We start from the raw sequence: 11,962 nt of genomic DNA on the forward strand, positions 1-11,962 counted from the left end.
ATAAAAACGGTTTGCCGACCGGCTTACCGTAGAATAGGAACAAGGGCCTGCTCCTTCCGCCTACAGCAAGCGGAGCCCCTCTGTCGGAGAGAGGCTGGGGGCGAGGGCGGCCCGAGGTTTTGAGGACGGCTATGGAGGTTACAAAGACAGGCGGGATCCAGAGGCTGCTAGCGAGCGGGGGACGGTGGCTGGGGATGGGATCCCTGCTGCTCTGCCTTCTGCTTGGCCTTGGCGGCTGTGGCCGAGGGGGGGGATTGCAGGGGGAAGTCAGGATCCTCCTCGCTTCTTTTGCGGTGACGCGGGATGCCTACCGGCAGATCATCCCTGCTTTTGAGGCCGATTGGCTGGCGAAAACGGGGCAACGGGTGCGCGTAGAAAGCAGCTACGGCGGCTCAGCAACGCAATCGCGGGCGGTCATCGACGGGCTGGATGCCGATGTGGTGGCCTTGGCTCTGGCCCTGGATGTGGAGCGCATCGTGGCTGCCGGTCTCATTCAGCCGGGGTGGGAAGCCCGTACCCCCAACCAAGGGATCGTTACCCGTTCGGTGGCAGTAATTGTAACGCGGGAGGGCAACCCCCAGGGGATCCGCTCTTGGCAAGATCTGGCTCGGCCCGGCTTGCAGGTGGTTACCGCCAACCCCAAAACCTCAGGGGGGGCTCGCTGGAACTTTTTAGCCCTCTGGAGCGCTGTCCCTGAACCTCAGGCCCTGGCCTTCACCACCCAGGTCTACAAAAATGTCCGTATTTTGCCGCGGGACTCGCGGGAGGCCACCGATGTTTTTTTCCAGAAAGGGCAAGGGGATGCCCTGCTCACCTACGAACATGAGGTGATCCTGGCGGGCTTGCGCGGCCAATCCCTGTCCTATGTGGTGCCCGACCCCAACATTTCCATCGACAACCCCGTAGCCGTGGTGGATGCCAATGTGGATCGCAAAGGTACCCGTGCCGTGGCCGAAGCCTTTGTGGACTACCTATTCACCCCAGAAGCGCAGCGGGCCTTTGCCGAGGTGGGCTTTCGCCCGGTGGAGCCGACGGTGGCCCAAGAGTTTGCCTGGCGGTACCCTCCTGTTGAGAAGCTGGTTACCGTCGCCGACCTGGGAGGCTGGGAGGTTGTCCAAAACCGCTTTTTTGCCGATGGGGCCTTGTTTGACCGCATCCAAGCCCAGTTTTGACGCTCATCCCGCTAACGCAAAGCAAGTAGCAGGAGATTCCCCCTTCACCGAGTCTTGACCCGATGCCCTAGAGGACATCCCCGCCAGAACCTCTCCAGGGGCCTTTGAGGACTTCGTCCCCCTGGCGAGCACCTCACCGCGCTCCCCAACCCGATCCCGCAGCACCATCCCACCGGCAACATCCCTGGGCAGCCAACAGCCACAAGAGCACTCATACCAGCGGGTTCTCAGCGCCTCACCCCACGCCGGACACTCCTGAGAGGTGCCTGCCGCCCTCTCTCTGGCTCCAGCCTTGCCCCGCTTGAACCCAACCCAGGGCAGCGCCGAGTTCAGGAACTGCCCATGACCGGCCTCCACCATAGGCTTGCCCAGCACCCTGCGCCTTGAGGGTGGACTCATGGTCAGGGTTGTGATGGGCGCGTTGTGTATCACCACCTGCTGCCTGCCTTCCTGTGGCGGTGCGCCTTTGTCGGTCATCACACAAAAGCCATAGGCTGAGCAGCCAGCGGAGATGGAGGGATTGTTCTTTCTGCTGGCTCGCTGCTTCACCACCCCTGCTGCACGCGAAGCACTGCAATGAATCTGGGTAGAGATTTGCACCTCAATCCTCGCAGTATCCTGCAAACTGGAGGTGTTGCCCCCGCCAGCTAAAATCTCAAGACGGTTCTCGCTGCCTTCACGGATGAAGACTCTGGGAGGTTTTCCAAAAGCGACGGAAAGTGCCCTTGAGGGGAAAGGTTGCCATTTTTTTCCTGGCCCAGCTTGCCATGCCGACCGTCAACTATCTGCGCATCAGCTTGATCGATCGCTGCAATTTCCGCTGCCAGTACTGCATGCCCGACGAGGCAGAGTTGGCCTGGCTGCAAGCCCCAGAGCGTTTAACGGATGAGGAAATCCTCACGTTGGTTCGAGAGGTGTTTTTGCCGTTGGGGATCGATTGCTTTCGCCTCACCGGCGGCGAACCCCTGCTCAGGCCGGGGCTGGAGCACCTCATCCGGGCTCTATGCAGCCTGCCTGGGGTGAGAGATGTGGCCCTTACCACCAACGGCTTCAACCTCAGCCAAAAAGCTCAACTCCTCTATGAAGCGGGGTTGCGCCGCATCAACATCAGCTTTGATTCCCTCAACCCCGAGACCTTTCGACTGATCACGGGGCGGGATCGCTGGCGGCAGGTCTGGGCCGGGATCCAAGTTGCTCACCAAGTGGGGTTCGATCCCCTCAAGTTGAATGTGGTGGTGATCCCTGGGCTCAACGAATCGGAAGTGGAAGATCTGGCTGCCCTTACCCTGGAGCGGCAATGGCATGTGCGCTTCATCGAGTTTATGCCCATCGGCAATGCTGCCCTCTTCCAGCAGACGGGCTGGGTAGAGTCTGAGGTGCTGCGACAGCGAATTCGCGCTCGCTTTGGCCTGGAACCTGGGTTTGTGGCCGGCAATGGGCCGGCGGATGTGTTTCGAATCCCGGGGGCAAAAGGCACCTTGGGCTTTATCAGCCAGATGTCGGAGTGCTTTTGTGATCGATGCAACCGCATGCGGCTATCCAGCGACGGTTGGCTGCGCCCTTGCCTGCTCAACGAATCCGGCCAAATCAACCTGCGGGATCCGCTGCGAGCTGGGATCCCTGCCGAAAGGCTAAGACAGCAGGTGCGAGAACTGCTGGACATCAAGCCGGACATCAACTTCAAAGGACGGGACACCGGCAGCCAGGGATCCTACCGGCGCACCATGTCTCAGATTGGCGGCTAGCGGGGATAAGGGATCCGCAAAAGCTGGTTGACCGGTGGGTGGGCCACCTGCAACTGTTTCCCATCCGGCCACTGGATCTGGATTTCCTTGACCCCTGTTTCGGATCCCAGGCCAAAGTGGGCCACCGGCTCCATCTGACAGAGGTAGCCGCTGCCGGCGTCGATGGCCTGGATCTGGGTACGGGTGGAGGTGAGCAGCCTTACCAACGCGCCGCGGGCCGGGGCTCCCTGGCGGGTGAGGGGCAGAACTCTCAGCCAGTTGTTGGCATTGGCCTGAGGGCGATAGAAGCTGAGAGGCTGGGCGCCAGACTCCCCATGGGCAATCAACAATTCCAGACGACCATCCCCATCCACATCGGCCACTGCTGCTCCTGTCCCCAATCCCTGCGGCTCGGCAGCATCTCCAATGTCAATGGCTTGCCAACGGCCTGAGCGCCATGCAAACAGACGGTTGGGCTCGCCGATGTTGTTGAAAAACAGCTCTGGGTAGCCGTCGTTGTCGAAGTCGGCAGCGATGACTGTGCGAATGCGGGAGGGCCTAGCCAACTCCGGGGGGGCTACATCCTTAAAAAAACCGCCGGGGGTCTGGATCCAGAGGCGATGGGGGCCTTCCCAGTTGCCGTAGAGCAAATCCAGCCGTCCATCCCCATCCAGATCCACCGCTGCCACGCCGCGCCCATGCTCCTCGGGATCTGCTAGGCCCACCTCAGCGGCAATCTCTTCAAAGGTGCCATCCCCCCGGTTGCGAAACAGAAAGTTGGGCCCCTGCTCATTGACGGCAAAAATGTCCATCCGCTGCGAGACCAAGGGCACGGCCACCAACCCCCGCCCGCCCGTCACCCGATTCAATCCCGCTTCCGGCGCTACATCGGCGATCATCTGGTTGGAGGCCAGCTCATACAGGCGCATGGGGCCGCCGTAGTTGGCTACGAAAAATCCATAGCTCCCCTGGCCAAGACGATCCACACAAGCTACAGAGCGACCTGCGGTCAAGTTGAGGGCATCTTGGTTTTGCGGCAGGGAGAACAGGTCCACCCAGGCGGATCCCTGCCAGTCGAACAGGCGATCCCCAAAGCGCTTGCGCCCCCCGAAGGTATCGGTATTCAAAACGTAGAGTTCCTCTTGCCCGTCCCCGTCAAAGTCGGCGGCAGCCACCCCAATTGCCATGCGCCCTGCATCGGCCAGGGTGTCGTCTGCTTGATCCACCAGGGTTTGCCCATCCCACTTCAAGACTCGATTGGAGCCGCGGAACCCGCACACAAACAGCTCAAAGGCCCCATCCCGATCCAAATCGCAAGCGGCAACCCCGTAGAAAAGGGCAGGTGGGTTAAAGCGGATCTGCGAGCTGCAATCTTGGAACATGGGGATCCCATCGGAGAACAATAGGAACTGGTGGAGCTTCCAGCTCTGATGGTATGCTGGATCTTCGCTGGAACTTCCCCTTCAACCATGCCACGCATCAAATCTGCCATCAAGCGCGTTCAGATCGCAGAGCGGAATCGGCTGCGCAATAAAGCCACCAAAGCCATGGTGCGCGCTCTGATGAAGAAAGTGATCTCCCTCTCAACTGCCTATGCCGCCAACCCACAGCAAGAAACTCTGCAGGAAATCCAGGCGGCGATGAGTGCTGCTTTCAGCCGCATTGATAAAGCTGCCAAAACCGGCGTCCTGCACAAAAACACAGCCGCTCGTCGTAAGGCTCGGCTGGCCCGGATTGTGAAGCTATCTGTGGCTTCCTCGGAAAAATCCCAGGCTGAGGCTTTGGGTGGGCGTGATTGACTTCTCCTGCTGCTTCGGAAGTGGTGCTTGTGCGGGATTTCAGCCGCACGCAAACGAGATTTTGCCTCGGTGCCGGCAGGGATCCCAAGTAGCAGCCAAAACCTAATCTTGAGTATCCAACCTGCGCACCAACCAGCGCCGCAGCGGATGCCATACCGGCAAGGACAGGATCCAGCGGGATTGCTGCTCCAGCATGAGACGCTCCACCGGATACAGGCCGAACAGCTCATAGCGGCTTTGGGCAATCAGGATCCCCATCGTGAAGCTGACACAGAGCAATAACCCCAAGGTGGGCCATCCTGGGCGGTGAAACAAGGCATATCGCAGGCCCGTCCAAGTAAAGTAATCCCACAGGCGGGCTATATCCGCTCGCAAAGCCCAAAGGCTAGGGATCCCGACTACCAGCCACAGCAGGCCCAGAAAGATGAAGCTACCACCGTGATAGAGGCGCAGCAGACGCTTGGCTGCCGGAGACAGAGCTTGAGTGCCAGAGGCAGCTTTCTTTTCCGCAGCTGAGCCAGGATCAGGGAGCAAGGGCATGGGGATCCCAATTTTCGACACCTCAACACCCATTTTGGACTTATCTCCGACGCAATAGCTCGGTTGCATGCGATCCTCGAACTCAAACGAGTACTTTTCTGCTTTCGGCTCGCCCATTTTAAGGGATCGATGCACAGGGAGCCCAGTTGTGGCTCTCCCGCTGCACAGCGCCATCCAAAAAGGCACTGATCAAAGCATCTGCTCAAAGCATCTGCCGTCTGCAAGTCTTCCTTATCCGTACAGTCAAGTTTCCTGAGAGACGCCCAGACGTCCCGTTCCAAGAGCTTGGCAGACGATCTCTTTGACGTTCATATCCTGAGCGAAAACCAACATTCCCACGGTGAAGGGATCCCGACCCGGCTCCCTAAGTCAAACCGCGCAATTTGCCCAAGCAACAATGCAGAACTCAAGGTCAGAGGCAGGTTGGTCGGGGTCAGAGAATGGGAACTGGGTCGGGGATATAATGGCTCTGCACCCTTTTCTTCGGCCTTGCTAGCTCAAAGGATAGAGCACCGACCTTCTAAGTCGATGGTTGCAGGTTCGAGTCCTGCGCAAGGCGCTGGCCTTGCCCTCTAAGCCTTGCTTGGGGTTTCCGACAAGCTGCCCTGATGGGGGCAACACATCTGAACCATCACCTGCCGAGAGTGGCTTTCTACCCGCAGGGATCCGCCCATCAGCTTCACTGCCTTTTGAACCAGCGATAGACCCAAGCCCGTTCCCCCGGCGTTGCGGCAATCCAACTGGGGGAGGCGATAGAACTTTTCAAAAAGGCGGGGCAACGCTTCTGCAGGAATTTCCACCCCTGTATTGCGCACCGTGATCAGCCAGCCGGGACGGCCATTGGAGTTAGCCTGGCTCACACTCAAATAGATGCTTTCCCCAGTGGGGGTGTACTTACACGCATTGTTTAAAAGCTCGCTGACCACCCGCGACAAGAGGCTCTCATCCGTGCAGAGGGGCCAAAGGTCGGGATCCCATTCCACCTGAAACTGTTGGCCCTGTTGGGCAGCTCGCAGCCGGAAGGGCTCGCAAAGATTGGGGATCCACTCCTGGGGAGATAAACAGGTAAGTCTGAGGGCTTTGTTTCCGGACTCGATGGCTTGCAATTCCAACAGGTCGTTGATTAACTCCAGCTCGCGGTTGGTCTCCATCTCCAAAATTTGAAAGTAGCGCCTTTCCCGCTCAGTTAGGTTGGCTTTGGATAAAAACCCAATAGCCAGCTTCATGTTGGTGAGAGGTGTGCGCATTTCGTGGGAGACCATGTGCAGAAACTCATCTTTGAGTTGGTTGAGCTCCTGCAACTGCTGCACCTGGCGCTGAATTGTCTGATAAAGACGTGCTTGCCGAATGGCAAGGGCGCATTGGCCGGCTACCCGTTGGATAAGCCGTTGTTCCCGCTCGGTAAATATCTGCCCCGGTGGACGGGATCCACAAATATCTCCCAAAACAAGCAGTTCCTCGTGTTGAGCTGTCAGATCCCTTTTGTCGCAAATGGGAGCGATGATCAGGGTGTAGCGGTCGTGGTTGGGCCAGCAGGGGTGATGGAAGTTGCTCAATTGGCAAAGCTGTCCGCGCTGGAGCTGACGAAGCACATGGGCGAAATCCGCAAACGAAACCTCCAGGGGGAAGCGCCGGATCCCTTCTCCGGCCAAATAGTCCACCGCCAAAACGCTGACCTGCCGCTCTGGGTCATGAAGGGCAATGGTGCAATTGGATAGGTTCAAGCTCAGGGCCAGTTCTCGGGCTACCGTTTCCAAGATTTTTTGTTCATCCAAAGTGGAGCGAATTTCTTCGGTGATGAGCTGGAGTAGCGCTTCGTCGTTGTAAGCTTGTTCGAGCTCTGCGTTGGTCTGTTGCAGCTTTTGATAAAGCTCTGCCTGCTGAATGGCCACTGCCAGGTGCTCCCCGATGGCCTTGGCCAGCTCGATCTCGTCGGTTTGCCAATCCGGATCTGAGGTCAGGCGCCGCAGGGACAGGGCACCCCACACTTTTCCCTGGCAAGCCACTGGGATCACCAACCAAGGGCCCAGGTGGTATTCTCGCTTTTCATGGATAGCAAAGGGATCCAAAACTTGCTCGGGATCCGGCGCATGAAAAACTTGCAGCTGCTTCAAGTATTGGATGGCCACAATGTCTGGACTATCCGGGATGTGCAGGTGAAGGGCAGTGGGCAGATCAGGCGATTGGACGTAGCTGGCAACACCTAACCATACAGCCTCAGCCGGCAGGTACTGGTAAAGGGTAACCCGTGCTGCCTGTAACACTGCCCTCACTTCCCGGACTGCCACATCAAACAGGGTGGGCAAGTCGAGCGAGGCGTTGATGGCCTGAATGAGCTGGCTGAACAGCCTTTCTCGCTGCAATTGCCGCTGCAGCTTCAGCTCGGCTTGCTTACGAGGGGTGATGTTTCTAATGATCATCAGGACTTGATCTTCCCCATAGGGGACGATGCGAGCCTGCCGATATTGGGGCTGAGGGGATCCCTCTGGGCAGGGGTATTCGATCTCTTGAGCTTGCCGGGTTGCCAAGGCCAGCTCCAGATGCTCGCGAATGGCTTGGGCTATGGGTTCCGCCCCACCGGTGCAACCGGTATCAGGAAACAGCTCTTCAGGAGTTTTGCCCAGATAGTAGGCAGGGGGATGGGGGACAGAAAAATAGCTGGGCGGCTTGAACTCCAGACATCGGCCCTGGCGATCCAGACGAAGCAGCATGTCGGGCAGGGCTTCCAGGAGCTGGCGATGGCGACGCTCCCGCTCAGCCAAGGTGGCCTCTAGTTGCTTGCGCTCGCTGATATCCAGGGTCACGCCGACAATCTCGCCGGGATCCCCTTTCGGCCCCAAGAGCACAATCCCCTGGGAAAGCTGCCAGCGCATCTGGCCGTCGGCCTGGTAAACCCGATATTCCACCGAAAAGTTGGGATCCCCCTCTACCGCCCTGGGCCCAGCCGTCTGCAAAGCTTCTTTCACCCTTTGGCGATCTTCCGGGTGAACGTGCTGCAAAAACACTTCCAGGGTGAAATCTTGGCCGGGATCCAGCCCGTATTTGGCCTTGCACTGGGGAGAAGCACTCAACTCCCAGGTGCACAGATCCAGTTGCCAATAGCCCAGTTGGGTGGCTTCTAAGGCCAAATAGAGATGCTCTGGATAAAAGCTGCCGTCTCCTGGCCGCACCGGCACCAGGCGGTATCGAGTTGAAGCCATCTCCCTCACCAGATTCTATGAGCCCTGCCTCATTGTGGACAATTTTCAGAGAACCTGGGAGATCCTACTATTCGAACTGTTAGAAATTCCTAACCTTAAGCATGGCTTCAGGGTAACTCTTAGATATTTAGATATGTGTTCTCCGACACCAAACCTTCAACTTGAGCTGGACTTCAACTTCACGGGGAGAAGGCCTAGGGTCACACCCTGCTGATGCGACCGGGAGGCTTTGGGCCGGGCTTGTGGGAAAGGGGGGTGCCTCTGCTATAGTATCGTCAGTTGCATTTCGGATCCCAAGTGGTGGGATCCCCCTGGCAGGTAGGGTCAGGGCAGGCTTCGAGATGTCTTTGCGCTCTTGCGAGAGTTGACGTTGCGTTGAGCTTTCTCGGTGTGATCCTGCCCTTAGCCTGCGTGAAGCGTTTTCTCTTTTTTATGCTTTCCTGTGCAACGTTAAGCCTGACGTTTAATCACAGAAAACTTCTCCTGCTCTCGAGTTTGGGTTTATCTGTAGTAAGACCTGTATTCAGATTTTCCCGATGGGTTGACGGTTTCCTGTTCGCCCTGGCGCGGCTTCTCAAGGTGCCGTTGCCCTCTTCATTTGGTTAGCGGACGGGGAAACAGAAGATTGCTAGATCTGGACAATTAGCAGGGCCGAGGTTGTCTTCACTTCCTTGGGCTTTGGCTTAAGTTTTCCTTTCCCCGGGTATCTCTTGCAAAGTTGCCCGATGTTGGCGATGGCAACAGGATAGTCTGTTTAGCCTGCTGTTAGGTTTTCTGGATTCTCTGAGTTGGGTTGATGGGCTGGCCCGCGGCATGGCGAGCGAAGGGATCCCTTTGACCTTTCTCAGCAGACTTCTCCCTATTTTTTCCTAGCTCAACTCAATCATTTTCCAACCGAAGAATTCAAGGTTATTGCTGTGGTTTGTAAAGTTTCTCCCAGTTTGGATCGACATAGCCAGTCGAGTGAATCTGCTTTGCTTGGCCAGGCTTCATTGCCCCAAGGCCACCCCTTGGATCCCCTCAGTGCTGAGGAGATGCGGCAAGTGGTGCAGATCCTGCGCCGGCAACGGCCCCTCAGTTCTCAGGGGCGCTTTGTAACCATCCAGCTACAAGAGCCGGAGCGGCCTTGGATGGAAGCGTGGCAGCCGGGGCAGCCGTGGGATCGGCAGGCTTTCGTGGTGCTTTTGGATCCGGCCAGTGGCAACACCTACGAAGCCGTGGTCTCTCTGTCAACACAGCAGGTGCGCTCTTGGCAGCTCGTTCTGGGCGTGCAGCCCCCTCTGCTCGACGATGAGGTGTACGCCTGCGACCGCCTGCTCAAGGAGGATCCCCAATTTTTGGCGGCTCTGCAGCGGCGGGGGATTGCCGATGTGGATTTGGTGATGGTGGACTACTGGACGGTGGGCTACTTCGGGATCCCGGAAGAAGAAGGGCGGCGGCTGGTGCGAGGCTTTTGTTTCCTACGTACTTCCCCTTGCGACAACGGCTATGCCCGCCCCATCGAGGGGCTCTACCCCTGGATTGACCTCAACCGCATGCAAGTTGTCAAGGTGGAGGATCGGGGTCTGTGGCCCTTGCCGCCGGAGTCCGGTAACTTCGACGAGCTGTTTTTCAAAGATTTTCGCCAAGACTTGAAGCCGCTAGAAATCACTCAGCCCCAAGGGGTGAGCTTCCAGGTGGACGGCCACCACATCCGCTGGCAGAAGTGGGATCTGCGCATCAGCTTTAACCCGCGAGAAGGGCTGGTGTTGCACCAAGTGAGCTATGAGGATCAAGGCCGCCTTCGCCCCATTCTCTATCGGGCTTCGGTAGCAGAGATGGTGGTACCCTACGGGGATCCGCGGGATCCCCACTTCCGCAAAAATGCCTTTGATGTGGGGGAATACGGCATTGGCATGCAGGCCAATTCCCTGCAGCTGGGCTGCGACTGCTTGGGAGAGATCTACTACTTCGATGCCTGGTTGCCCACCAACAGCGGCGAGCCCATGCTTTTGAAAAATGCCGTCTGTATGCACGAGGAGGACTTTGGGGTGCTCTGGAAGCACACCGACTGGCGCACGGAACGGGCGCAGGTGCGGCGCTCGCGGCGGTTGGTGCTTTCCTTTTTCACCACCATTGGCAACTACGACTACGGCTTTTTCTGGTACTTCTACCAGGATGGCACGCTGGAGTTTGAAGCCAAGCTCACCGGCATTATCAACACTTGCGCTACGTTGCCGGGGGAAGAGCCGGAGTTCGGCGTCTTGGTGGCACCCCAATTGTCTGGCCTCAACCACCAGCACTTTTTCACTGTCCGCCTCGATATGGCAGTGGATGGGCCGTGCAACTCCCTCTATGAAGTGCATGCAGAACCTCTGCCTCTGGGGCCGGATAACCCTCACGGCAACGCCTTTCGCGCCCGCTCCACCCTGCTCAAAACCGAGCAGGAGGCTAAGCAAACGGTGGATCCCTTGCGGGGCCGCTATTGGAAGATTGTCAACCCCAATCGCCACAACCGCCTGGGACAGCCGGTGGCCTACAAACTGATGCCGGGGGAAAACGTCCAGCTTTTGGCCCACCCCGACTCTTGGCTGTACCGACGGGCAGGATACCTGGCCCACCACCTCTGGGCCACGCCCTACCATCCCGGCGAGAAGTTCCCAGCAGGGGACTACCCCAACCAACACCCCGGTGGCGAAGGGCTGGTGAAATGGACGCAAGCGAACCGATCCCTGGAAAACACCCGCCTGGTGCTCTGGTATAGCTTTGGCTGCAATCACTTCCCCCGCACCGAGGACTGGCCAGTGATGCCGGCTAGCTACATCGGCTTTATGCTCAAGCCCCTGGGCTTCTTTGAGTGCAACCCGGCTTTGGATGTGCCCCCGCCTCCGCCAAAGATCAAAGGCTGCTGCAGCTTGAGTCATTCCAACCAGCAGTGAGCGCCATATCCACCCCCTGTCCCTCATCGCGCTGACCGAATCGGGATCCAACGGATTTGGGTGGGCTGTCAAGAATATCAAAAAGCCCAGAAGCCTTGCTGTGTAGGAACTTCTGGGCATTGTCCAACTTTGGGAAATGGAGCTGACGGGAGTCGAACCCGTGTCCGAGATGGGTACTGAGGGATCACTCATTCACAGGTTTAGCCTCTTTGACCCTCGAGGCGGGGATCGCCGTTTGGATCCCGGCGATGGGAGTTCTCCGCCTGATCTTGGTCTCTCCCTCGACGGAGCCGGAGTAGAGAGCTGCACCCGTTGGGGTTGTGATCCGCCCACTTAACGGGGTCGTGAGCAGATCCTCGAGCTCAGAGTAAGTTTTCGGTTACTGAGCCTTAGGCAGCCAAAGCAGCCGCTTTACGAGCAAAGGGTACGACGTTGTTCGCACGTACTTTTTTGAGCCTGGTGGTAACGGGATAAGCTCAATCCCGACCTGCATCATGAACCCATGTTCGCCACCCCGTCGAAACCGTTACAGCCCCAGGGTTGACTTGAGTCCAGCATAGCAAGATTTTTGGGGATACGGCCAGAACCTTTGCGGATGTGACAGAAGCT

8 protein-coding genes, 1 tRNA gene and 1 other RNA gene are annotated in these 11,962 nt (G+C 58.0%); 5 read left to right on the forward strand and 5 right to left on the reverse strand.

Going from position 1 to position 11,962, the window contains the following annotated elements; translation table 11 throughout:
• Positions 1-131: 131 nt before the first annotated feature.
• Entirely contained in the window at positions 132-1,172 is a 1,041-nt protein-coding gene (locus ACVWZ1_RS00390; protein WP_457502250.1) for a sulfate ABC transporter substrate-binding protein, read from the forward strand.
• A gap of 3 nt (positions 1,173-1,175) precedes the next feature.
• Here ACVWZ1_RS00390 and ACVWZ1_RS00395 read toward each other — a convergent pair whose 3' ends face one another.
• Entirely contained in the window at positions 1,176-1,772 is a 597-nt protein-coding gene (locus ACVWZ1_RS00395; RefSeq protein ID WP_457502251.1) for a hypothetical protein, read from the reverse strand.
• Between the two features lie 167 nt (positions 1,773-1,939).
• On the opposite strand from ACVWZ1_RS00395, the gene moaA reads away from it, so the two are divergent.
• Positions 1,940-2,917 carry a GTP 3',8-cyclase MoaA gene (gene moaA / locus ACVWZ1_RS00400; protein WP_457502252.1) on the forward strand — a complete coding sequence of 326 codons (978 nt, stop codon included), beginning with the start codon at positions 1,940-1,942 and terminating at the stop codon, positions 2,915-2,917.
• Here moaA and ACVWZ1_RS00405 read toward each other — a convergent pair.
• Entirely contained in the window at positions 2,914-4,278 is a 1,365-nt protein-coding gene (locus ACVWZ1_RS00405) for a CRTAC1 family protein (protein ID WP_457502253.1), read from the reverse strand. The two genes, moaA and ACVWZ1_RS00405, sit on opposite strands and share 4 nt — an antisense overlap.
• An 87-nt stretch (positions 4,279-4,365) precedes the next feature.
• On the opposite strand from ACVWZ1_RS00405, the gene rpsT reads away from it, so the two are divergent.
• A complete protein-coding gene (gene rpsT / locus ACVWZ1_RS00410; protein WP_414331315.1) occupies positions 4,366-4,695 on the forward strand; it encodes a 30S ribosomal protein S20 in 330 nt (109 codons plus the stop codon).
• 102 nt (positions 4,696-4,797) lie between these two features.
• On the opposite strand, the gene ACVWZ1_RS00415 is transcribed toward rpsT, so the two are convergent.
• Positions 4,798-5,235, reverse strand: coding sequence for a hypothetical protein (locus tag ACVWZ1_RS00415; RefSeq protein ID WP_414341644.1), 438 nt, complete (start codon positions 5,233-5,235; stop codon positions 4,798-4,800).
• Between the two features lie 486 nt (positions 5,236-5,721).
• Here ACVWZ1_RS00415 and ACVWZ1_RS00420 point away from each other — a divergent pair.
• Positions 5,722-5,794, forward strand: a tRNA-Arg gene (locus ACVWZ1_RS00420).
• A gap of 13 nt (positions 5,795-5,807) precedes the next feature.
• Here ACVWZ1_RS00420 and ACVWZ1_RS00425 read toward each other — a convergent pair.
• Positions 5,808-8,435 carry a sensor histidine kinase gene (locus ACVWZ1_RS00425; protein WP_457502254.1) on the reverse strand — a complete coding sequence of 876 codons (2,628 nt, stop codon included), beginning with the start codon at positions 8,433-8,435 and terminating at the stop codon, positions 5,808-5,810.
• A 992-nt stretch (positions 8,436-9,427) separates the two neighbouring features.
• Between ACVWZ1_RS00425 and ACVWZ1_RS00430 the strand changes: the two genes are divergently transcribed.
• Positions 9,428-11,353 (forward strand): primary-amine oxidase, encoded by a 1,926-nt coding sequence (locus ACVWZ1_RS00430; RefSeq protein ID WP_457502255.1) that lies wholly within the window; start codon positions 9,428-9,430, stop codon positions 11,351-11,353.
• A gap of 134 nt (positions 11,354-11,487) precedes the next feature.
• On the opposite strand, the gene ssrA is transcribed toward ACVWZ1_RS00430, so the two are convergent.
• Positions 11,488-11,889: a transfer-messenger RNA gene (ssrA, locus tag ACVWZ1_RS00435) on the reverse strand.
• Positions 11,890-11,962: the final 73 nt, after the last annotated feature.

It is taken from the genome of Thermostichus sp. MS-CIW-25 (genome assembly GCF_054060015.1).